At 37.2% G+C, this 24,119-nt stretch carries 17 protein-coding genes and 1 other RNA gene; 9 read left to right on the top strand and 9 right to left on the bottom strand.

Annotation, left to right across the window (positions count from 1 at the left end; translation table 11 throughout):
* Positions 1-130 precede the first annotated feature (130 nt).
* The 5 genes from pckA to BUA71_RS15435 all read right to left on the bottom strand — a co-directional run bounded on the left by pckA (position 131) and on the right by BUA71_RS15435 (position 6,361).
* Positions 131-1,768: a phosphoenolpyruvate carboxykinase (ATP) gene (gene pckA / locus BUA71_RS15455; RefSeq protein ID WP_072881380.1), complete on the bottom strand. Its 1,638-nt coding sequence runs from the start codon at positions 1,766-1,768 to the stop codon at positions 131-133.
* 81 nt (positions 1,769-1,849) lie between these two features.
* Entirely contained in the window at positions 1,850-2,629 is a 780-nt protein-coding gene (locus tag BUA71_RS15450) for a universal stress protein (RefSeq protein ID WP_072881378.1), read from the bottom strand.
* 403 nt (positions 2,630-3,032) lie between these two features.
* The gene (locus BUA71_RS15445) at positions 3,033-3,776 is read right to left on the bottom strand and encodes a succinate dehydrogenase/fumarate reductase iron-sulfur subunit (RefSeq protein ID WP_072881376.1); all 744 of its coding nucleotides are present in this window, start codon (positions 3,774-3,776) and stop codon (positions 3,033-3,035) included.
* Between the two features lie 7 nt (positions 3,777-3,783).
* Positions 3,784-5,694 (bottom strand): fumarate reductase/succinate dehydrogenase flavoprotein subunit, encoded by a 1,911-nt coding sequence (locus tag BUA71_RS15440; protein ID WP_072881374.1) that lies wholly within the window; start codon positions 5,692-5,694, stop codon positions 3,784-3,786.
* A gap of 7 nt (positions 5,695-5,701) precedes the next feature.
* Positions 5,702-6,361, bottom strand: coding sequence for a succinate dehydrogenase cytochrome b subunit (locus tag BUA71_RS15435; RefSeq protein WP_072881372.1), 660 nt, complete (start codon positions 6,359-6,361; stop codon positions 5,702-5,704).
* A 500-nt stretch (positions 6,362-6,861) separates the two neighbouring features.
* Here BUA71_RS15435 and BUA71_RS15430 point away from each other — a divergent pair, with 500 nt between their 5' ends.
* On the top strand, positions 6,862-11,352 hold the full coding sequence (locus BUA71_RS15430) for an AAA family ATPase (RefSeq protein ID WP_072881370.1): 4,491 nt from the start codon (positions 6,862-6,864) through the stop codon (positions 11,350-11,352).
* 375 nt (positions 11,353-11,727) lie between these two features.
* On the opposite strand, the gene BUA71_RS15425 is transcribed toward BUA71_RS15430, so the two are convergent.
* Together BUA71_RS15425 and BUA71_RS15420 are read right to left on the bottom strand one after the other, a co-directional pair.
* Positions 11,728-12,702 carry a hypothetical protein gene (locus tag BUA71_RS15425; protein WP_072881368.1) on the bottom strand — a complete coding sequence of 325 codons (975 nt, stop codon included), beginning with the start codon at positions 12,700-12,702 and terminating at the stop codon, positions 11,728-11,730.
* Between the two features lie 223 nt (positions 12,703-12,925).
* Positions 12,926-14,338 carry an RtcB family protein gene (locus tag BUA71_RS15420; RefSeq protein ID WP_245812620.1) on the bottom strand — a complete coding sequence of 471 codons (1,413 nt, stop codon included), beginning with the start codon at positions 14,336-14,338 and terminating at the stop codon, positions 12,926-12,928.
* Between the two features lie 563 nt (positions 14,339-14,901).
* Between BUA71_RS15420 and BUA71_RS15415 the strand changes: the two genes are divergently transcribed.
* The 6 genes from BUA71_RS15415 (at position 14,902) to BUA71_RS15390 (ending at position 19,944) form a co-directional block, all read left to right on the top strand.
* Positions 14,902-16,164, top strand: coding sequence for a site-specific integrase (locus BUA71_RS15415; RefSeq protein ID WP_072881366.1), 1,263 nt, complete (start codon positions 14,902-14,904; stop codon positions 16,162-16,164).
* Positions 16,164-17,042, top strand: a complete 879-nt coding sequence (locus BUA71_RS15410; protein ID WP_072881364.1) for a hypothetical protein — start codon at positions 16,164-16,166, stop codon at positions 17,040-17,042. The genes BUA71_RS15415 and BUA71_RS15410 overlap by 1 nt, the downstream gene beginning before the upstream one ends.
* 82 nt (positions 17,043-17,124) lie before the next feature.
* A complete protein-coding gene (locus BUA71_RS15405; protein ID WP_072881362.1) occupies positions 17,125-17,409 on the top strand; it encodes a helix-turn-helix transcriptional regulator in 285 nt (94 codons plus the stop codon).
* 4 nt (positions 17,410-17,413) lie between these two features.
* Positions 17,414-17,719, top strand: a complete 306-nt coding sequence (locus BUA71_RS15400) for a hypothetical protein (RefSeq protein ID WP_072881360.1) — start codon at positions 17,414-17,416, stop codon at positions 17,717-17,719.
* A 125-nt stretch (positions 17,720-17,844) separates the two neighbouring features.
* A complete protein-coding gene (locus BUA71_RS15395) occupies positions 17,845-18,792 on the top strand; it encodes an AAA family ATPase (RefSeq protein ID WP_245812619.1) in 948 nt (315 codons plus the stop codon).
* 69 nt (positions 18,793-18,861) lie between these two features.
* Positions 18,862-19,944 (top strand): DUF6371 domain-containing protein, encoded by a 1,083-nt coding sequence (locus BUA71_RS15390; RefSeq protein ID WP_072881358.1) that lies wholly within the window; start codon positions 18,862-18,864, stop codon positions 19,942-19,944.
* 118 nt (positions 19,945-20,062) lie between these two features.
* On the opposite strand, the gene BUA71_RS15385 is transcribed toward BUA71_RS15390, so the two are convergent.
* Both BUA71_RS15385 and ssrA read right to left on the bottom strand, forming a co-directional pair.
* Complete coding sequence (locus tag BUA71_RS15385; RefSeq protein WP_072881356.1) at positions 20,063-20,959, bottom strand: DUF4468 domain-containing protein; 897 nt, start codon at positions 20,957-20,959, stop codon at positions 20,063-20,065.
* A gap of 290 nt (positions 20,960-21,249) precedes the next feature.
* Positions 21,250-21,652: a transfer-messenger RNA gene (gene ssrA / locus BUA71_RS15380) on the bottom strand.
* Positions 21,653-22,036: 384 nt separating this feature from the next.
* Between ssrA and BUA71_RS15375 the strand changes: the two genes are divergently transcribed.
* Positions 22,037-23,266, top strand: coding sequence for an NAD(P)-dependent oxidoreductase (locus BUA71_RS15375; protein WP_072881354.1), 1,230 nt, complete (start codon positions 22,037-22,039; stop codon positions 23,264-23,266).
* Positions 23,259-24,089: an endonuclease/exonuclease/phosphatase family protein gene (locus tag BUA71_RS15370; RefSeq protein ID WP_072881352.1), complete on the top strand. Its 831-nt coding sequence runs from the start codon at positions 23,259-23,261 to the stop codon at positions 24,087-24,089. Before BUA71_RS15375 ends, BUA71_RS15370 begins: the two co-directional genes overlap by 8 nt.
* Positions 24,090-24,119 lie beyond the last annotated feature (30 nt).

Here is a 24,119-nt window from a genome sequence, read left to right as displayed (position 1 = left end):
AATCTAAGGAATTAAAAATTAATGACCTCAAATGTGTTATTAGGAGTGGGATTTCTAAAAAACATAGAAAGAAAAAAAGCCGCTATCTTAGAAAAGATAACGGCTTTTAGGTTATTGATTAGCTATGAAATTATATATCTGTATAGCTCATTTTGTGGTGTTCCTCAATAAGTGGTCCTCCATTTCGAATCTCTTTAGATGCTTTGCCGGCAAATTTTTCAAAATTCAGATGGAACGAACTTGCCAGGTGAATGGCTTTCTGGATATATGCTCCTTTCTGAAGCCAGGTGTTAATTGGATTCAATAATTCTGAAGGTACTCCGGGGCAATATTTTGGCATATTTAATCCAAATATTGGGTGTGTTTCATAATCTACATCCTCCAGGTTTCCTTTAAGAATTTCAGAAATCATACTTCTGGTATATTTCAGTTTAATCCTTGAACCAACTCCATAAGGTCCACCGCTCCAACCGGTGTTTATTAGCCATACATTTACACCAGCTTCTTTCATTTTCTCACTTAACATTTCGGCATACACGGTTGGGTGCAAAGGCATAAATGGCTCACCAAAACAAGCTGAGAATGATGGTACCGGCTCTGTAATTCCTGCTTCTGTTCCTGCAACTTTAGCGGTATAACCAGAGATAAAGTGGTAGGCAGCCTGGCCTGGAGTAAGTTTAGAAACCGGAGGTAGCACTCCAAAAGCATCACAGGTAAGGAAGAAAATATTCTTGGGGTTTTTAGCATAAGAACCTTCCTGAATGTTTTCAATATGATCAATAGGATAACTTACCCGGGTATTTTGAGTGATAGTACTGTCAAAGAAATCTACTTTGTTAGTTCCTTCTTCAAATACTACATTTTCCAATAATGCACCCGGTTTAATAGCACGATAAATGTCAGGCTCATTTTCTTCAGCAAGACCAATTACTTTAGCATAGCATCCGCCTTCAAAGTTAAATATTATATCATCTGGTGTCCAGCCGTGCTCATCATCTCCAATAAGGTTTCTGTCTGGATCTGCAGATAGTGTTGTCTTACCAGTACCAGATAGCCCGAAGAAAATTGCAGTATCCCCATCTTTACCCACGTTAGCAGAACAGTGCATGGGAAGGACCTCTTTCTCCTTTGGTAAAATGTAGTTTAAGGCAGAAAATATCCCTTTTTTCATTTCCCCAGTATAAGCAGACCCACCAACAAGTGCAATTTTTTTGGTAAAGTTTAAAATACTAAAATTACCCTTGCTGTTTTTGCGAATTCCATATTCCTGTGGATCGATTTCAGCATAGCCGGGCACACACAATACCACCCAGTCTTCTTCAAAATTCTCAAGCTCCTTCTCGTCTAATCTTAAGAACATGTTCTTCACAAAAAAGTTGGACCAGGGATATTCGGTAATCGTTCTTACATTTAATCTATATTCGGGATAAGCACCTACATAACCATCGTGTACATAAGCTTCCTTACCAGAAAGATACGCTGTAACGCGATCGTAAAGACGGTCAAAATTTTCAGGAGAAATGGGTTTGTTTACCTTTCCCCACCATACATCCTGGGTATAATCATCTTTTACTATAAAACGGTCTAGAGGCGATCTACCAGTGAATTCACCTGTATTAACGGCTAAAGTGCCATTATCGGTTTCTCTACCCATGCCTTTTTCCACAGTGATCTTTTGGAGTTCCTCTCCGCTTAGGTTCCAATGTACCTTATTGTCTTTTAAGCCATATTTTTCCAGGCTTTTGGTACTTTTTTGAGCATTTTTCATAATTATATAATTTTAACTGGTTAATAGGGTTTGAACTCCTGGTCTTCTACAGGTATTATTAAAGTTGTTGAATAAGTTTTATTAATCAAGTATCAATAAGGGTGTTTGCGTACGTAGGGTTAGGATACGTGTTAAACTTCCTTTAGAGGCTTCTCCCTCTTCCAGGTGGGTGTTTGGCATAATGGCCAGCATATCTACGTGGTTAGCTTCCAGGTATTCCTTAATACCTTTTTCAATATCTTCATTTTCGTGAAAAGAATGATGAGAGTAAAACATCTCCAGAAAATACTGTAATGTTCTTTCATTACTTTCATCTTCTTCGGTATAACCAATATTTTTCTGCCCTCTATCTATGGTGAGTACGTGTACCTGGGCATTAAATCTTCGCGAAACATCTAATAGGTTGTGCAGCACATTTTTATCGGCTATCTTGTCTTTCCCAAGGCTTAGAATAATAGTTTTTATTCTGAAGTTTTTAGTGTTTTCTGGAATAACCAGCACCGGAAGATCGGCTTTGTGCACAAATTTTGACGTATTGGTGTCCATAGTTTCTTTACCCACCTGAGCACCTGTGGTTCCCATAATCATTAAATCTATCTTCAGTTCTTCCTGAATGCTTAAAATAGAAGAATTCAACTGTCCAGTGAGAACATATAATTTAATTTCTGGTGTCTGGTTTTTCTTATATTTAGAAACCACTTCATGCAGTCTTTCCATTATTTCAGTTTCATTGCCATCTTCAGTATTTACATGGAGAAGGTGCAGGTTTAACTGAGGGCTGTCGGCTGCAAATTGAACTGCATAATCTAAAGCATTATAGGAGGCTTTTGAGAAGTCGAAAGGAATTAAAATATTTTTCATGACGAAAAGTTTTACGGTGAATACGCTCTTGTTATTGATTTGATATAAAGATAAGCATAGCTATTCCTGTAGAATATGATGAGCATCAGTTCTTGACCCTGTTTTTTTGGCTGTATCTACGAAAACGTTTGAATTCTAGTGTTTTACAATGTGTTTTTTTAATGTTTTTACTGAATAATCGAGAAAATAGAAAATAGGGGCAATAGGTAAGAAAAAAGCAGCAAATAGCAAGGAAAAAGATTGTACCTGCCTAATTTAAAATCTTGTTTTATGGAAGATTATTCTGAATTAATTTTTTCTGAAAGTTTACAGAAATAAAAACCTCGTAGCAAGACCACGAGGTTTCTATGAAAATAGTTTTTCAAATAAAGCTCATCTAAAAAATGTTAAATACTTTGAGTGATTAACCAAAGATTTTGGCTTTTACATAACGAGCATTCATTTCGGCAATACTGCTTATGGAAATTTCTGCAGGGCATTCTACTTCACAGGCGGCGGTAAATGTACAACTGCCAAAGCCTTCTACTTCCATTTGTTTGGTCATATCCAGTAGTCGGGTGTGTTGTTCTGCCTTTCCCTGCGGCAATTTATTGAGATGATTTATTTTTGCCGAAGTAAATAAAGCCGCCGAAGCATTTTTGCAGGTAGCCACGCAAGCGCCGCAACCAATACAAGCTGCCATATCCATGGCCGCGTCTGAAACTTCTTTGGGAACGGGAATAGAGTTAGCTTCTGGTGCTGTTCCTGTTTTTGCTGTGATATAAGCACCTTGCTCCACAATACGATCAAACGCGGTGCGATCTACCACTAGGTCTTTTACTATGGGAAAGGCACCGGCCTGCCAGGGCTCTACGGTAATTGTATCTCCATCCTTAAAGCTACGCATATGTAACTGGCAGGTGGTCATATGATCGTGTGGGCCGTGCGCCCTTCCATTTATAAATACACCGCATTGTCCGCAAATACCTTCTCTACAATCATATTCAAAGGCTACCACTTTTTCATTCTTTAGTACTAACTTTTCGTTGAGGTGGTCTAAAGCTTCCAAAAAAGACATATCTTCTGTGAGTCCATCGGTCTCATAAGTTTTGAGTTCACCTTTGGAATCTGGGCTGTCCTGTCTCCAAATTTTAAATGTTACTTTCATAATGCTGTTATTTATAACTTCTTACAGTCGGCTTTACAAATTCAAATTTTAATTCTTCCTTATGCAGTTTAAATTCTCCTGCATTGTATTCCCAGGCAGATACATAAGCATAATCTTCATCATTACGCACAGCTTCACCTTCTTCACTTTGATACTCTTCCCTAAAATGTGCTCCACAGGATTCATCGCGTTGCAGGGCATCTGTACACATTAAAATAGCAAGCTCAATAAAATCTGCAAGGCGCAAGGCTTTTTCCAGCTCGGTATTCATTTCATCACTACTACCGGTTACCTTAACGTCTTTCCAGAAATCTTCTTTAATCGATTTTATTTGTGTAATGGCTTTTTCAAGACCTTTTTTATTACGGCTCATCGCGCATTCCTGCCACATCACTTTTCCTAACTCCCTGTGGAAATCATCTACTGTTCTGCTTCCGTTAATATCCAGAAGACTTTGTATTTGGTCTTTTACTTCAGCTTCAACTTTACTAAACTCTTGATGATCTATCTCGGGACGTTTAGCTTTTAATTCTCCTTCCAGGTAATTATTAATGGTATTTGGTAAAATAAAGTACCCATCTATACTGGTTTGCAGCAGGGAGTTAGCACCCAGTCGATTAGCGCCGTGATCTGAATAATTACATTCTCCAATGGCATATAATCCCGGGATAGTGGTCATTAATTCATAATCTACCCATAAACCGCCCATTGAAAAGTGAGCGGCAGGGGAGATCTTCATAGGCTCTTTATAAGCATCTATCCCGGTAATTTTTCTATACATCGTAAACAGGTTTCCATACCTGTCTTCTATGGTCTCTCTTCCAAAACGTTCTATGGCGTGTTTAAAGTCCAGGTAAACAGCATTTTTTAACTGTCCCACACCGTGTCCCGCATCAATACGTTCTTTGGCGGCCCGGGAAGAAATATCCCGTGGGGCAAGGTTACCAAAACTGGGGTATTTTCGCTCTAAGTAGTAGTCCCTTTCATCTTCAGGAATATCTTTGGCCGGTCTATCATCGCCTTTCTTTTTTGGCACCCATATTCGACCATCATTCCGAAGAGATTCAGACATCAGGGTTAACTTAGATTGGGACTCACTGGTTTGTGGCAGCGCTGTTGGGTGAATTTGGGTAAAGCTGGGTGCGGCAAAATAGGCACCTCTCTTATGCGCTTTCCAAATAGCACTTCCATTACAACCAATGGCCAGGGTAGATAACCTGAATACGCGGGAATAACCGCCGGTGGCAAGAACAATAGCATCGGCTACAAAACGTTTAATTTTTCCTGTTGACAATTCCCTGGCAATTACGCCTTTTGCTTTTCCGTCTATAATAACGATATCCAATACTTCATGCCTGGGCAACATTTCTACTTTTTTGGCTTTAATCATTTTATATAATTGAGAATAGGCTGCTACTACTAATTGTTGCCCGGTTTGTCCCCTGGCATAAAAAGTTCGTTGCACCTGCACCCCACCAAAACTTCGGTTTACCAATACCCCACCATATTCCCTTGCAAAAGGCACTCCCTGTTGTGTAAAGTGGTCTATTAATGGAGCAGAAAGCTCTGCAAGCCGGTAGGTGTTTGCTTCTCGTGACCTAAAATCACCTCCTTTTAAAGTATCGTAGAACATACGCCAAACGCTGTCCCCATCGTGTTGATAGTTTTTAGCGGCATTAATTCCACCTTGAGCAGCAACCGAATGCGCCCGCCTGGCAGAATCCTGATAGCAAAAACATTGAACATCATATCCAAGCTCGGCCAAAGTTGCTGCAGCACCGGCACCAGATAACCCGGAACCAACAACAATTACATTTAATTTCTTTTTATTTGCAGGGTTAATTAAATGAGATTTAAATTGATAGTTTCTCCATTTATCTTCCAGCCTGCCTTCAGGTACTTTAGAATCTAATTTCATGTTGTAGCTATTTAAAATAAACGATTAAAGGAATAACACCAAAGCCTATGCTCATTACAAAGGCATATACAAGTGAGATTTTGGCCAATACCCTTAGCCCTTTTTTATGATAAAAACCAAGTGTTTTAAATGCACTTTTAAGTCCGTGATGAAGGTGAAACCCTAATGGGATCATCAACAGGATATAGAAAAGCACGTAGTAAATATTATGGAATAAGGTATAGGTTATTTCATATACATCGGTATTTCCATCAACGTCTAAGCCTACGCTTTCACCAATCCCCAATTTCACCCTTGCCCAGAAATTAACCAGGTGCACTACGATAAATAGTAGAATAAACACACCTAGAAACCCCATGTTTTGAGAAGCCCAGGTACTGTTTTCCTGTTTGTGGTTTACCCTATAGCCAGTACCTTTGGATTTTCTGTTCTTAATAGTAATAATTGCAGCATAGATCACGTGAAAAATAATAGATAAATAAAGCAGATATGACACTGCGGTTATCAACGGGTTTTCACGCAAAGTTGTTGAATAGGCATTGTACAAACCTCGCGCAGATGCCTCGGGAAGTAGTAACAAGGAATTTGCCGACAAATGGACGATTAAAAAAATGCACAGGAACAATCCTGTAGCGGCAATAATAAATTTCCTAAAAAATATGCTCATGATGTTCAGTTTTGATGTGGATTCACAAAAGATTTTGTCTCTATATTATACCATCAAATTTATCCAGAATACTGTCTGGATATTATGATAAATATCAGTTATAGGAATTAATGCTTTGGAAAGTAGTTATTTAGAAAGATTCTATCTTTAAAACCAAATGAGCTAAATCGATACTGATTAATCACAAAGAACTTAAGAAAGTTTAGCTAAATAAATAGCTGAGTATTTGGTCTTGGAAAAGACAATGGTGGATTGGATCAATAGCCGTCTAGATTCTAATCTTTTTTGAACTACGAAAAACAGGTTTTAAATGTTGTTTCAGATTATTTATAATATTACGATTGGGTTAAAAGGGATTAAGTTCAACTATTTACAGAATATGGGATAATTAGGCACCCTTCCATATTAAAAAGTGCATTTTATAAATGAAGTGAATTATACGGATAAATTTGCCGACTAATCGTTTTTTAATTCTTTGTTTTGCAAAAAAAAGGTCTGTTATGCGCATCACTAATGCCCACCAAAACAATCTGAAGAATATCAATTTAAAGATTCCCGAAAACCAATTGATCGTGGTGACCGGTTTGTCGGGCTCGGGGAAATCTTCACTGGCCATGGATGTCATTGCCAATGAAGGCTATCGTTATTTTTTGGAAAGTTTGCCGGCCTATAATCAGCAAAATGCGCAGTCTATACCCACGGCCGAGGTAGATGATATTAAGGAGCTGCCACCGGTAATTAAAGTAGGGCAGTCCAAACGCTTTCAATCTATCAATGCTACTTTTGGAACACTCTCTGAACTTACTGCGATTTTCAGGATTCTTTTTGCACGGTATTCCGGCAACGAAAAAATGAGTAAATCTTTATTTTCCTTTAATCATCCAAAAGGAGCTTGCGAGCGTTGCCGGGGGATTGGGGAGGAAGAGTTTATAGATCTCGATAAAGTTTTGGGCGATGAGAACAAAACCCTGCGCGAGGGAGCCATCACTACCACACTTCCCAATGGCTATATTGTATATTCCCAGATCACGGTAGATGAACTGAACAAAGTTTGTAAAGCGCACGGATTTAACGTGGACATTCCGTGGAAAGAACTTACCGAAGCCCAAAAGGATGTAGTGCTGAATGGAAGTGATCGCGTGAAGGTTTTCTTCGGAAAGCATACCCTGGAGTCCCGGCTAAGATGGGAAGGTTTTAAGGCGAAGCCCCGGGAAGAAGGATTTTATAAAGGTATGCTTCCCGTGATGAAAGATATTTTAAGATTGGATCGCAATAAAAGTATTTTGCGATTTGTAAGTTCCCGGAAATGTCCCAGCTGCAAGGGCGCAAGAATTAAGCCTGAAAATCTTGTTTATAAATGGCAGGGGCTTAACTTCCAGGAGTGGATGGAACTCTCTTTAACCAAACTGTATGATAAACTGAAAAGCCTGAAATTATCGGCTGGGGAAGAGGTTTTGGCCAACAAGATCTGCACCCCTTTGTTCGATCTTATAAGATTGGGAATGACCCAATATTCCCTGGCCACTTCAAGTACCCATATCTCTTCTGGCGATGGGCAGCGCATTAAACTCATAAAGCAGGTGAACAGCAGCTTGCAGGGTATTTTATATGTTTTTGATGAACCTTCTATTGGTCTTTCGCAAGATTATCAGCAGTATTTAAGACACATTTTAAATCGTTTGATTGCTCGCGGAAATACGGTGATGGTGGTAGAGCACGATCTAAATTTTATTAAGGCTGCCAATTGGATCGTGGAATTGGGTCCTGGCGCAGGAATTCATGGCGGAGAAGTGATTTTTAACGGACCTGTAAAAGAATTTCTTGATTCCAAAAATTTGGAGAGCCTCACTTTAGCTGAATTTTGGAGGGAGTCTTCGGAAGAAGCACCCAAGCCCAGTTTGATTTCAACAAAAACCTTCAAACCCAAACCAGGCGAACTAAGCGTGGGGAGCCGAAAAACTTCAGAAGTAAATAAAAAACTTTCTCAAATTTCAGAAAAAAAAGAATTAAAACTGCTTCGGGTTTCCGATCGGCCAATTGGCAAAACGCCTCGAAGCAATCCCGCGACTTATGTGGGGTTAGCCAATAAAATACGTGACCTTTTGGCAAAATCGCCAGAGGCCAAAACGCTAAAACTTAGCAAAAGTGCATTTTCCTTCAATAATAAAAAGGGAAGGTGCGAGACCTGTGAAGGTGCTGGGCTTATCACGCTTTCCATGAACGTGATGGGCACGATCAACCAGGTTTGTCCCAGTTGCAATGGCAAACGCTTTAAACCCGAAGTATTAAAAGTGCGCTGGCAAAATAAAAATATTGCCAATATTTATGATTTGAGTATCACCGAAGCTTATGATTTTTTTGGCGATGAACCAAAGATTGCTAAAATCCTGTCATTGATGTTGCAATTGGGGCTGGGGTATATTAAGTTAGGACAGGCTTCCAATACTTTATCCGGTGGAGAGGCACAGCGTATAAAATTAGCCAAACATTTTGCAAAACAATCCAAGAACACGATTTTGTTACTCGAAGAGCCAAGCATTGGCCTGCACCGACAAAATGTAAGGCAACTATTGGAAGCTTTGCATAGGCTGAAAAAGCAAACCGCGGGAATTATCTGTTTTGAAAATCACCCACTTTTTGAATCTTCCTGTGATACATTGGTGAAAAACACCGGAAAGTCAAAAGCTTTAAGTTTTCCTGAAATTTCTCGTGAACGCCAGGATAAAATTACCATTAAAGGCGCGCGCACCCATTATCTCAAAGATTTGGATCTTAATTTGCCAAAAAACAAACTTACTGTTGTGACGGGTATTTCAGGCTCCGGAAAATCTTCGTTGGTGATAGATACCTTACAAGGTTATGGCATGCAGGAAATGACCAAACAATTTTCGGCTTATCAGCAGTCCAGGGTGGGAGTGGATTTTCAGTTGGAGGTAGATCATATCACGGGACTTACACCCACTATTTGTATAACCCGAAAGGAAAGGAGTTTTACGCCGCGCATTGATATCGCCAAACAAACCGGAATTGATAAGATTTTGAGATTTGCTTTTTCCCGAAAGGCACAATATGAAGGAGAAGAGCTTTCTGCCAGTCATTTTTCCAATAATCACGAACTGGGAAAGTGTGCGATTTGTGAGGGATATGGCGAGGAATTGCTTCCCGGTTTAGACAAGATAATACTCGATAAAAACCAGAGCATCCTCAGTGGATTGTTTACGCACAACAAAGCACTGGCGTACTACGGCCAGCCAGACAGCCAGTATATGGCGGTGGTGGAGGAATTGGGAAAAACCTATGGATTTTCCCTAAAAACGCCTTTTAAAGAACTTTCAGAACAGCAAAAAGAGGTCTTGTTTTACGGCACCGGTGAGAAGGTATGGAAAGCAAACTGGCGGTTTAAGACCAAAACCAGGGAAGGGATCCAAAAGCTAAGCATGCGCTGGGATGGACTGTTTGAATATTTAAAGCAAGAGTATTACAAAACCCGCAAGAACAAACATATTAAAAAGCTCAAAGCACTTTTTGCGCCGGCTAAATGCAGCCATTGCGCGGGGAGCGGATTAAAACCGGATCGGTTGAACTTTCAAATTGCAAATAAATCCATTCACGAAATTAAGTCGATGGATTTTAAAGCTTTGGAGGAATGGCTGAAAAATGAGCAACATGAGAAAGAAATAGACCTGCATCTTATTGAAAGGATCAAGCCGCATTTGCTAAATACCATAAAAAGAGCGGGGCAATTACATATAGATTACTTGCAGCTCAACCGGAAATCCAGCACACTCTCTGGTGGTGAAAACCAAAGAGTCGCCTTAATCAAGCAATTGAACAGTCCGTTGAAGGGTGTTACCTATTTGCTGGATGAACCTTCGGCGGGATTGTCCCATAATAACATCCCAGACCTAATCTTTATTCTGAAAGAACTTATTGAAAAAGGAAACACGGTGGTCGTTATTGAACATAATAAAGAAGTAATTTTAGCTGCTCAGGAATTGATAGAGCTGGGACCCAAGGCCGGCAAATTGGGTGGCTCGGTGATATTTAAGGGAAAACCGGCCGATTTTCTAAAGCAGCCCAATTGCCATCCGTATCTAAAATCACCTTCTAAAAAAGTAGTGCTAAAAGCATCAAAATCGGTTATTTCCATTAAGAATTTGTCCAAACATACTTTGGTGAGAAAAGAACTGGAGGTGCCCGTGGGCGGAATTACCGCCATTAGCGGAAAATCTGGAATAGGAAAAACCACCTTGGTAAGGGACATTTTAATGCCCAGCATTGAGCTTGGAAAACCTGTTAATAGTGAGTGCATAAATTTCCCTAACAAATACGAGGGAACACAGTATTTTGAACCCAAAAAGTTGCGCTCTCATTCCAATACGTTGCTGGTTTCTTATCTAAATTTATTAACTGAAGTCGGGAAGATTTTCGCCGGCCATTCAGATTTTAAACCGCGCGATTTTTCGTATAAAACCAAAACGAGCCAGTGTCCCAACTGCAAGGGAAGGGGATATGTAGAAACTTCATTGGATGTAGTTGCAAATGCAGTTGAAATTTGTGAGATCTGCGATGGACAACGATATAAACAGGAAATCCTGGCGCAGCGAGTGGCTTTAAAGAATATCGCTGAGGTGCTCGCGCTTAATATTTCTGAAGCAAAAAAATGGTTGACAGCAGCTGGTTTGGACTCAAAAAACCTTCAATTTTTAGAGAAATTGGAAGCGATTGGCCTGGAACATCTCAATCTAGAGCAGCCTGTACAATCTTTGTCTTCCGGAGAAAAGCAACGTCTTTTATTGTTAAACTGGTTGGAAGAGCAAGCTGAAAATAAGCTATATATTTTGGATGAACCCAGCACGGGATTACATTATGCAGATATTGATTTATTGTTCGATATGCTTCAAAAACTAGCCAGGTACAATGATATTTTAGTTATAGATCATAATCCTTACTTATTGGAAAAAATAGGAGTTGGTGTTGTTTTGGAATGAGCGTACCTTAGGGGAGTTTAGTTTAAATTTTTTTAATAAATTTTAAAAGCTGTAGCTTAATAAATCCATTGCAATTGTAATAAGCTGTCATTTCGACGTAGGAGGAATCTTTTTTTAGAATGTAGCAATTCACCCGTTTAGACATATTCACTTGTTTTTACCCTTACTAAAGAGAAAACAAGTGAATCTCAAGCTTTCGCCCTTTAGGGAGGATTAAAAAGATTGAAATCTTTGGATTTTATAAAAGATAAATAGTTACTTTAGAATAGAGATTCTTCACTCCGCAAGCTGCGTTCTGAATGATAAATTAAGATATTATCAACACAATGCTAAACTATAGTTTTAGCCTAACTGATCATATTTTTTATCTTAGACTTAAAATGGCAATTTAATAGATTCGGGATTAATAAAATCTTTGGTGTATGGATCTTCAAGAAAGCTAAGTCGGGGTTTTTGAGGTCGAAGAATATCTTCCCTTTCAATTCCATAAACCTGCCAATAGTTAGCAAGCAATTGCGCATACATATCTTCATCCCAGAAATCGAAAACCGGAGGCTTTTCAGTTTTTTCAATTTCTATGTTGATGCCATTATCATGGCTTTCAACCTTGTACTGGGGATCTTGTTTTAAAATATAATCTGTATAATGAAAACTGGCGTATAATTCTTCAAACTGAACAGGGTGTAAAACATGACCTTTTATTTTACTAAGTATTTCGCTATGTTTTTCTCCAATTACCCCATTATCCTGTAAACAGGCAATAAAACCAAACCCATTCACTCCAAATGAGAACATTAAATTAATTGTATCATCGCGAAAACTAAGAATATCTGCTGAATATTTTAGGGGGAATACCGTGATAGTCCACGGTTTTTTACCAACGAAGGAAATTGGTTCTACTAAAGATTGTAGCATTAGGTGGAAGTGACCAAAACGTTTTCTAAGTGGCATGGAAAGTGCAAACTCTTCATCTTTTTTTTGCAGCCTGTTCCTTTCATAAACCATTTCATAATATAACAAACCATAGACTATTCTTCCCGTCCATTGAAATAGCTGTTCCTCATCGAGAGATGCCATTCCCTCGTATCCTTTATTATAAGCAGCCAGAATTTTTGTATCCAATTCCTCAAAAGCATCTTTTACCCTGGCAGAGCAGGGCAGTTTAAGGTCGGCATATTTATAAGATTTGGTTTTATCCATCATTTCAATTCTTTCATTCCCAAGATTAAAATGATCCATGAGCCATTCAGGAAAAACGCTCATATTTTCATTAGTTAAGTCTCCGGTAAGGAAACAAAAATGTTCGTCAAAAATCAAATCCTTAAATGGATTAAAAAGCATTTCGGCCATAAATAATCGGAATATTTAAATTTCTAATCTTTTGCAAAAATAGTTATAAACTATTGGGTTCTAAACCCAATTGATGTAGAAATAATTTATATACTACAGAAGGCCCAGATAACGACTTGTTGAACCGTTTAAATAATTAAAGGTTATCCAAACATTTCTAAATAAGAATGGCTGCGACAAGCTCAGCCTGACAATATGGACCATTTGCAATAAGTTTATTAAGTTACTTTAGCTTTTTGCGTTTTTTCTTCTTGCGCCAGGGAGCATTTTTCTGCCAATCGCCCGCCATTATACTGCCATAGGGAATAACTTCGTCTATAACTTCTCCCAGGTTATACTGCGACATTTGCGCTCGTACATTTGAAGCCGATTTATAAGCGCTGGGCAATTCTGAAATATCTATTTCCCCTGAAAAAAAGCGAATATCCAAATCTTTAGTCTCCTCTTTAAAAATAGCCTTATCACTAACTCCCGTAAATTGTTTCTTGTGTTGAGTTCTACTCATATTTCGGCCTGCTCCGTGGGGCGCAAAGCCTAAGTTTGATTTTGTAGTAGGCCCTTCGACTATTAAAACCGGTTTGGCCATATTTAGGGGAATTAATCGCGGGCCGGTAACATCGGGCATAAAATTGGCGTCTAAAGGTGTGGCACCTTTTGCGTGATAAAAAATGTCATCTTTTTTAAAGACAAAATTGTGCTCGTTCCAGTACCGGTTCTCGATATTGATATTTAATTTCTCGGCTACCGCATTATGAATGAGTTCATGATTTAGTTTGGTCCATTTTCTCATAGTTTGTAGTGCCTGCCAATAATCCTGACCTTCTTCAGTATCAAAAGGGATCCAGGCGTTCTGTTTAGGAGTATTTGGGGAAAGGGTTTTCCTAAACTGCCCGGCGGTCTTCATTCCTTTTTTATATAACCGCGCACCGGGTCCCCGGGAACCGTGGTGGGTGATCATCATTGTTTTTCCGGTTTTTTCAGATTGACCAACAAATAAAAAATGATTGCCATCACCCTGGGTGCCCAGGTGTTCCCTGGCAATAGAGATGAAATCGGCATCAGAAAGGAAATCATTCCGTTTAAATTCATCCATTAAAGCTTCTGGCATTTTAAACTGCTTTCCGCGAGGTCTTCCGCCAGGACCAAAATGGGTGTTTTCTTGAGCTGCATCTAACACGGTTTTAGGATTGGTCATCCCAAAATCGGTGAGCATTACAGAACAGCAAATATCTGCACTATGCATTCCGGGATGAATAGCATTCTTTGCAGCAACCACTCCGCCTACTGGAATTGTACCTACAGGCCCCGCGGGGCAGGCATCGGGCATCACCGCACCGGCTACCACCGTGGGAGTGCGCATCACTTCATCCATAGTAGCTTTTACTTTTGCTATATTTTCCTGCTCCAGTTCATTTTCTGCTTCAATGTTAATGCTGTAGGGCATAGGAGTGGTATGCATTGAAAGAGGCTCCGATAACCTAAATTGTTCCAGGTAGCTCTCCATTTCTTGTTTAGTCAGCTTATTGGAATTAATATACTCCAGGGCTTCTTTAAACCACTTAGCGGGAGGATATCCCAGGGCCTTAAGATCGTGACCAGTGATGTGCTTTTTAGGATGCATAGCTTTTGATTTCATTAGTTTGGGATTATTCATGAAAATTACAGAAGGGTCGAAAGTGATTAAGTATAGTTAATATTTTTGATATCAAAAAATAGTCGCAACCATCTTAGCTTAGTAAGGATTATTCGAATTAATTAGCAACCCTAAGGTATCCTAAATTATATAAGCAAATTTAATGAGAGAAAATTAATGATGAAGAAGGATATCTGGGCTATAAAATTGGGCTTTTTCAAAATAACAAAAAAATAAAAAGTGTTTCTCTGTTTCAATAATTTTATTCAAATTGTCACCCAATTTGTCGCCTGAAAATTAAAAGCCCCGTAAATCCTAGGATTTAGGGGTTTTTGATACATTTTGAGATATATAAAGTGGAGTCGGAGGCAGCACTAAGACGCAAAACCTCAACAACCCGGAACGTCTTATTTTAAGCCAAAGATAACCTTAAATTCAATAAATACAACCCTTTACTAGCTATTCAGGTATTAATTATTCTTTGAGTTAGTTTGAAATAGTTTGCAAGTTACCGTACAACTACCGTACAAATTTATTAGATTTGTATTGTTCAAATTATTAATTGTATGGCTACTGTTAACTTTCTCTACCGTTCCACGCGGGAAAAAGCACCTCTTAACTTACGTTTACTATTTAGGCACGATGACAAAGATTTTGTTATTGGAGGCAAAACACAAATTCAGGTTACCCGGGATTATTGGAATAACTACCACACCAAAAAACGTTTAAAGGATATCAAAGTAAAGAACCTGCAAACTGAAGTAAACAACCAGTTAAGCGAGTTAGAAGACTTCATTTTAAAAGCCTTTGAAGCCACAGTACCGGGAAAGATTGACAAAAGCTGGTTAAAGACCACAATTGAAAATTACTACAACCCACCGGAAACAAGAGAAATTCCTAACGATCTCATTAGTTACATTGATTACTATTTAGAATACAGGAAAAACGAAATTACCGAAGCGAACCGGAAGAAAGTAAAGGTTACTAAAAACAAAATGTTGCGGTTACAAAGGGAATTAGGTAAAACTATCCTGATCAATGAAATAAATGAAGACTTTAAAAAGGCTTATGTAGATTTCAGTAATAAAAATGCCTATTCCCAAAACACCCAACACCGGGAATTTGTCCTAATAAAAACGATCTGTTTCCACGCCCGGTATTTAGGACTTAAAACACACCACCAACTTGACGGGATTACTTTACAGCGCGAAGAGGCGAACCACATTTATTTAAGCCTTGAAGAACTGGAAAAGATTAAAAAAGCAGAACTGGAACACGATTATTTAGATAACGCCCGGGATTGGCTTTTAATAAGCTGTTTCACAGGGCAACGGGTTAGCGACTTTATGAGGTTTAAGCCTGAAATGATAAGAATAGAAGACGGTAAGACCTTGTTGGAGTTTAGACAAAAGAAGACCAAAAAAGAAATGTCTATTCCTGTTACAAAGGAGGTTAGGGAGGTACTTAAAAAGCGTAACGGGAACTTTCCACGTCCTATTTCAGACCAACGTTATAACGACTACATAAAAGAAGTTTGTGAACTTGCAAAGATTAATGATGAGGTTAAAGGCAAGAGACGGGTTTCAATAGCACCAAAGGGCGTTAAACCAACAAAAAACGATTACCGGGATATTGAAGACACTTTTCAAAAGTGGGAGTTAGTTTCCTCTCACATTGGCAGGCGTTCATTTGCAACTAATTTTTACGGGAAAGTACCCACCACCTATTTAATAAACATAACCGGACACGGGAGCGAAAAAATGTTTCTCAACTACATTAAGAAGAGTAATAAAGATTTAGCCCTGGACGCCTTTAAATATTTTGAATAATGGGAGAAACTGTAATAAATTACACTAAAGCAATAAATGTATTAACCTTTGAAAGATATAATACTGATAAAAAGTACCTCAACCTAATTGCTTCCTGGGAAGATAATGAGATTAGACTAATCGATTTTACAAAAGATACATTTCAATATTTAATTAAAGATTTCGTCTTGATTCTAAAAGATTTGGCTGAAAAAACTTTTGAACTATTTTCATCAGCTTTGCGTGTAAGAGAGGGAAAAAGGGGTGCAAAAAACACTTTTACTAATCGGTTGATCCACATAGAAAGTAGTTTAGAAGAAATAGAAAAATTTTCACTTGTAATAATTGTAAATGTGCAGACACAACAATTAAGTGAAGCTAAGATATTAAAAGCAACGCTGCTAAATTCAATAGATAAATTCTATAGTTTACTTAAGACGATTGGAATAAATCTTATGGAAAGTCCGCTTAAAAAGGATTTTAAAAAAGCAGTAAAATCTATTAAAAAAGTAAATATTCCTAAGCAAGAACATATCAAGAACCTAAAAAAACCGGTAGAAAAAAATGAAACTCCTCTAAGAGCCTTTTTTATTGATAAAGCAAGCCCCCAACTAATTTGGTCAATTCAGGAAAGATTTAAAGCTTTAAAGGGTAAAGAAATGGCAATTTTAATTTATTTACTTCATAAAAAATACGGCTTAATTTATCTTGACAATAACCAAAGAAATAATAAAAGCAGGATACATTTTGTAAGAGCCTTAAAAGGTGTAGAAATAAAAACTATCCAAGGAATAAATAATTTTTTCGAACCAATAACAGCCGAAACAACTGTAAATGAGAAAGATGAGGTTTACTTGAAAATCAATAAGGAACTTAAAGAAATGGTTAGTAATGGTTAGACTATTTCAAGCTATTGAAAATCAATGAAATAGATTTAAATACACTCTACTTTAGCCGTATAAACTAAATATTTATACGGTTATGAATAAAGCAATTCAATTTTTATCTACAAGCCCTGAACAGTTAGCGGAACTGATAAACGAGGGCGTTAAAACGCAATTAGAAGCGTTTAAAAAGGAACTTCACAACAAAGAGGCACAAGATAACCTTTTGACCAGGGAACAAACCGCAAACCTTTTACAAATACACGAAACAACCCTTTGGCACTGGACTAATAAAGGGCGTGTTACTGCCTATTCAATTTCAGGAAAAAGGTATTACAAGCGAAGCGAAATTTTAGAGAGTCTAACCGAACTAAAAAAATAAGGCTATGAATACTGAAAGTAAACAAAGCCTTAAAAAGTCTTTCGCAGGACAGGGGCAAGATAAAAAATTTGTCGCACAAATGGACGAAGTTTTTAGAGCTTTTAAAAACCAGCCGTCCACTATGTTAATGGTGTCAGTAAAGACAGGTATTCTTAGAGCTAATATTTGCAGGTATGTTGCAAAATGGAAAAAACAAGGTAGAATTGTTGAGGTGAAAAATGAACTTTGTCGTATATCAAAATTTCCGGCAAGATATTACTCTACCGATAAGAAGCTCTTTCCTATATCTAAACAGACAAAATTATTTTAGATATGGAAGCAAAGAAATTAAACCCGGTATTTAACGATCTTAAAGAGCCTGAAACTATGCTTAACCACGTTCAGGAGCTCAAAGAGCAGTCTGAAATAGAAAAGGAAAACAAAGGTCTATTTAAAGTGAAAACAGCAAATAGCTGGATTGAGCAGGCAAAAAAAAGTCCTATACCTCAAATGCTTTTCGGTGAACTATGGCACGAAAATGAACTATGTATATTATTTGCGGATACCAATTTAGGGAAGTCAATTCTAGCCGTTCAAATTGGTAATAGTATAAGCAATGGAGAAAAAATACCTGGCTTTAAGTTTGAAGCGAATAAACAACCAATTTTGTATTTTGATTTTGAACTTTCAGCTAAACAATTTGAAGCAAGATATTCGGTAAAAAACGAGGATAAAAAGGAATTTGAGAACCATTATTTTTTTGATAAGAATTTTATTCGCGTCGAAATAAACCCGGATGCGGAATTACCTAAAAATGAAAGCTTTGAAAATTATCTAAACTACTCCATAGAAGAAAGCATAAAAGAAACAGGATCAAAAATTTTAATCATTGATAATATTACTTATCTGAAAAATGAAACCGAAAAAGCAAAGGATGCTTTACCTCTTATGAAGCATTTAAAAGCACTTAAAAGTAAATATGGACTTTCAATTTTAGCCCTCGCACATACTCCCAAAAGAGATTTATCAAAAGCGATAACCCGTAATGATTTACAGGGTAGTAAAATGCTTATAAATTTTGTAGATAGTTGTTTTGCTATTGGGGAAAGTCATACTGATAAGTATTTAAGATACATAAAGCAGATAAAAGCCAGAAATACTGAAATATTATACGATACTGAAAACGTGATTATCTGTCAAATACAAAAGCCCCTTAATTATCTTGAATTTGAATTTGTCGGGCTTGGAACAGAACGTGAACACCTGAAGCAATTTACAGAACAGGACAGGAATAACACGATTGAAAAAACAAAGGAACTAAGTCAAAAGGGCTACTCACAAAGACAGATTGCTTCTGAACTATGTATTTCCCTTGGAGCAGTAAACAAATATTTAAAATTGTAAATGTTCATTGTGTTCACACTGTTCACATTTTGAACAGCGTGAACAGCGTGAACACCAAGTGAGGGAAATATGAGATATGGCTACCGATACATTTTAGAAACAGGCAGTAAAAAACACCATTGCCCGAATACCGATTGCGGTAAAAAAACATTCGTTCGTTACATTGATACAGAAACAGGCGACTATTTGCCAGAACAATACGGACGTTGCGACCGTGAAAGCAAATGCGGTTACCACCTAAACCCATACAAAGACGGTTATTACCAAATGATAAAAGAACAGGAACGAGGCACTTTTAACGGAACTTGGAAGTCTGAACCAATACCAGTCCGAAAAAAGGCAGAAACACGCCCTAAACCTGACTTTATTCCTGTTGAAGTACTTAAACAGACGTTAGAGCCTGACAGGTACGAACTAAATGTATTTATTCAGAACCTATTTACTAAAGTTCCTTTTCCTTTTGAGGTTTCAGATGTTACTAAAGCCGTTGAACTTTATAAAATAGGCACTATTAAAGCAGGTTACAGAAAAGGAGCGGTTACCTTTCCTTTTATTGATCTCAAAAGCAATATTAGAGCCGTACAGGTAAAGCAATTTAGTAAAAGCAACCACACCACAGGAACGGACTTTTTACACTCTATTATTGATAAGTACCACAGTAAAAGATATGAACCTTTGCCGGACTGGTTAGAAGCCTATAATAAGAATGAATTAAAGGTTTCCTGCCTATTTGGGGAACACCTGTTAAGCAAGTACCCATTAAACCCTGTTGCTTTAGTAGAAGCCCCCAAAACAGCTATTTACGGGACTTTGTATTTTGGTTTACCTGAACAGCCTGAAAACCTTATTTGGTTAGCAGTTTATAATAAAAGCAGTTTCAAATTTGATAAACTGAAAGTATTGAAAGGTAGAACCGTTTTAACCTTTCCTGATCTCTCTAAAGAAGGGCAAACATTTAGGGAATGGAAGAGGAAAGCGGAAGAAATAGAAAGAAGGTTACCGGGAACTAAATTTACCTTTTCCGATTTATTGGAGGAGTTAGCACCTAAAGAGGACAAAAATGAGGGTAAAGATATTGCAGATTATTTAATAAGGTTGGATTGGAGAGCCTTTAAAGACACCCCCCAACCCCACCAAATAATAATAAGATAAAAACTACTTCAATGCTACACATAATTTTTTTGGAAAAACGACGTACACACACGTATAAACTTGATTTTCTGAAAATATTTTCAGGTAAAATTAATACCTTAAAATCAGTATAAAAAAATTAGAATGAAGACTGGTTATTCTTTAAGTAACTTTCAAAAGAACTTGCTAGCACTTCTAAGTGATTCTCTAACTTTTCTTTATTTAGTCCAGACTTTTCCTTTAGGTTGTTACTTATTAAATATTCAAGATCATCAGGGTTTAAACTAATCTTTGCTGCTTCATCTTTAACTTCGATAGTAATTAAAGCAAATACATCTTTACCAGAATTATCTTGTTGTTCATAAAAAAAGACCTCACCAATTAAGTATTTTCCAGTAACTACTCCTGCTTCTTTATCGCTAAATTGAACAACAGACTTTGCATTATTGAACTTTTCCACCATCCATTTATTGGCAATAACGTAAAGGTCATTTTTCTTTTTGTTCTCTATGTTTATTACCTGTTCTTTAGTGTCAAAATTTGTTTTAATAATCTTATGATTAGAAATAAAGTTTTTATAGGAGTCCATTAAATTATTTAACTGGTTTTTGATTTCGTCATCATTTAATCCAGAGGTTTCTAAATAATTACTTTCAATTACGGTAAACGGTTCAATATCTATTTTAATTTGGGCTTGATTATTTTTAACATCAATTTGAGTCAAACCCAATATTTCTGTTTTGGCTGAGTTACTGTATCCACTTGCCAACCCTGTACTGTTATAATAAAAACCATCAATCAAAACCTTGCCCGCCAGCATACCGGAATTAATATCTTCTGAAATATTCCCTTTAATATTATTTTTTAGGGCAGTCCTCATCCATAAATGAGAAAGTTTGAATAAATCTTCTTTCGATGCATCGGAATTAATAGTAGTTTGTTCAGTTGGGAAATCTTTTTGCACAATTTCATAACCTGTACCACAGGAAGTAAATAGTAAAACTAAAGCCAATTGGCAGAACATAATTTTTTTCATTTTAATTCGGTTTTTGTTAGACGAGAAGATCGAAGGTAGGGAACAATCTTTTGTTAAAGATAGTTTTTTTAAAATAACCACAAAAATGAGAAATGAAAGAGGGCATACCTTACTGATAAGCCCTCCTTTCTGTTCAAATAATTAGCACGGCTAAATGCTAATACAATAAAGATAAATTAAAATTTTAGATATGAATTGATGCTAAAAAACCTGTTACCGTACAGAAACCGTACAAATTATAAAACAAAAAAGCCGCAAACCCTTAATAGTAAAGGAAATACGGCTTTTAGTAGTGGAGTCGGAGGGGTTCGAACCCTCGTCCAAACAAGCAATTCAGATGCTTTCTACACGCTTAGTTTTCACTTAGATTGTCGGAAAAAAGTCTGGCTGAAAACGACCTAACTTTTTCCGTACCCTTACTTAAGTTTTAGAACTACATCAAGGTCCTGCAGTTCCTATATTTACTTTATCGGTGCCCCTTATGCGAATGCCGTAAATCAAGGCCTTCGCGGGACATCTTGGCCCCCAACCTTGTTGGGGTTAAGAGTAACCTACTATAATTCGGTTACGCAGCCAAGGCGTAGTTATCTTCGCCGTTTAAAAAAGTGTGAAATATGATATTTACGAGCTATATCCCAGCGCTCGACGTGCTTACAACTCAATTAGACTCGCTGTCAAAACCAAGTCGACCCCATAAATAAAGAACATTTTTATTCCGATTTTTCTGAAGTTCCTGGGCGTTCCCTTTTTCTTTTCCAGAAAAAGGGCGGGCTATTCGCTATTAGTCCCAATAAAAATTGGGAGCTAACCGCTACTATCCCTAACGCAAGCTCGTACTTCTTTTTACAACTGAACCACGCTTCAAAATTTCAGAATACTAAGAAAATCTTTTAAAAATAATTTCAGATTTTCAATCACTACTAATTAAGTCGGAATCTAATTAGAAGCTTACAGATAATAAAAAACTTAAATTCTCTTATTGAGAAAAATTTTTAGCTTTTTAAAAGTTGTCAAAGATACGATTTTAAATTCATATCTTTGAGATACAACCAGAATTCAACAAAACTTATACCATTTATGATAAAATTTGCAATAATTAGGGAAGAAAAGACACCGCCAGATAAGAGAGTGGTTTTTTCTCCCCAAAAATTAAAAGAACTTGTTACTCAATACCCTAAAGCCAGCTTTAAAGTTCAAACTTCAAAAATACGAGTTTTTAAGGATCAGGAATATAAGGATGCGGGGTTCGAAGTGGCAGAGGATGTTTCAGATTGCGATGTATTCCTGGGAGTGAAAGAGGTGCCATTGCCGGCATTAATTCCGAATAAAAAATATTTCTTTTTTTCCCATACTATTAAAAAGCAACCTTATAACCGGGATTTGCTAAGGGAAATTTTGAAAAATAATATTCAATTATACGACCATGAACTTATTACTAATAAAGATAACGGCAGGCTTATTGGATTTGGAAGATATGCCGGGCTGGTAGGTGCTTATAATGGATTTCGTGGAATTGGATTAAAAGAGGGGTTATTCACGTTACCCAGGGCTGCAGACCTGCCAGATCTAAATGCCATGTTGGCAGAACTTGACAAAATTGTAGTGCCACCCTTAAAGATTTTATTAACCGGAAAAGGGAAAGTAGCCCACGGCGCTATGGAAATTCTTGATCATTTAAAAATAAAGAAACTGGAAGTTGATGAGTTTTTAACTAGTGATTTCAAGAAAGCTGTTTATTGTAATATTGATGTCCTCGAATATAATAAGCGAAAAGATGGAAGCAAAGGAGAAAAAGAAGAATTCTTTGAATATCCCGAGCGCTATGAATCAGATTTCATGCGTTTTGCTAAAGTAACCGATTTCTTTATTGCGGGGCATTTTTATGATGATGGTGCACCGGTATTTTTTACCGCCGAAGATGCGAAATCACCACAATTTAATATTAAAACCATTGCCGATGTTTCTTGTGATATTAATGAACCTATTGCCAGTACCATAAGGCCTTCTACCGTTGCAGAGCCGTTTTACGGTTATGATCTTAAAAATGAAACGGAAGTTCATTTCAGGGAAAAAGACAGTCTATTGGTTATGGCGGTAGATAACCTCCCTTGCGAATTACCCAAAGATGCCAGTGAAGGATTTGGTGATATGTTTATGAAACACGTTATTCCCGCTTTTTTTAATGAGGATAAAGATGGAATTCTTAACCGGGCAAAAATGACGCAAGATGGAAAATTAACTAAAGAGTTTAATTATTTACAGGATTATGTAGATGGAAGACTTGAAAACTCGAGTGAATATGTTTAGAAAAACCATACTTACTTTTATTTTTTGCTGCTTTATGACCACCTTAAATGCCCAAATTGAATTCATGACCTATAATATAAGATATCAAAATGAGAATGATGGAGAAAATTCCTGGTCTAAAAGAAAATCACATTTGGCGAACCAGTTAAAATATCATCAACCCGATATTTTTGGAGTTCAGGAGGCATTAGTTAATCAGTTAAATTATATTGGCCAGGCTTTACCCGGTTATGAGTATTTGGGAGTTGGAAGAGATGGTGGTGAGAAAGGGGAGTTTTGTGCCATTTTTTACGATTCGGAACAGTTTGAGGTGTTGCAGGAGGATACTTTTTGGCTTTCAGAAACTCCAAATGAAATTTCTAAAGCCTGGGATGCGGCTTATAAACGTATTTGTACTTACGCTAAATTTAAAGAAAAAGAATCAGGAAAGATTTTCTGGGTCTTTAATACGCATTTTGATCACGTGGGAGAGCAAGCCAGGATTAATAGCGCAAAGCTTATATGGGAAAAAGTTTCAGCATTAAATACTCAAGATTTGCCGGTGTTTGTTATGGGAGATTTAAATCTTGAACCAAATGTTGCTCCCATTAAATTTTTAGCTGAAAAAATGCAGGATTCAAAAAAGATAGCCCAGTTAAAGTTTGGTCCAGAAGGTACTTTTAATGGCTATAAATTTGATGAGCCGGTGACGAGGAGGATTGATTATATTTTTGTAAATAATAAGGTGGAAGTTTTGAAATATGCCGTCTTAAGTGATTCTAAAGATTTAAAATACCCATCAGATCATTTGCCGGTAATAATTTCAGCAGAATTTTTAGACTAAAACAGATAAGCCATTAATAGCTTTATATTT

Source organism: Salegentibacter echinorum (assembly GCF_900129445.1).
GTDB classification, from domain to species: domain Bacteria; phylum Bacteroidota; class Bacteroidia; order Flavobacteriales; family Flavobacteriaceae; genus Salegentibacter; species Salegentibacter echinorum.
The sequence above is the reverse complement of the archived record's forward strand: the minus strand, read 5'-3'. Positions and strand labels throughout refer to the sequence as shown.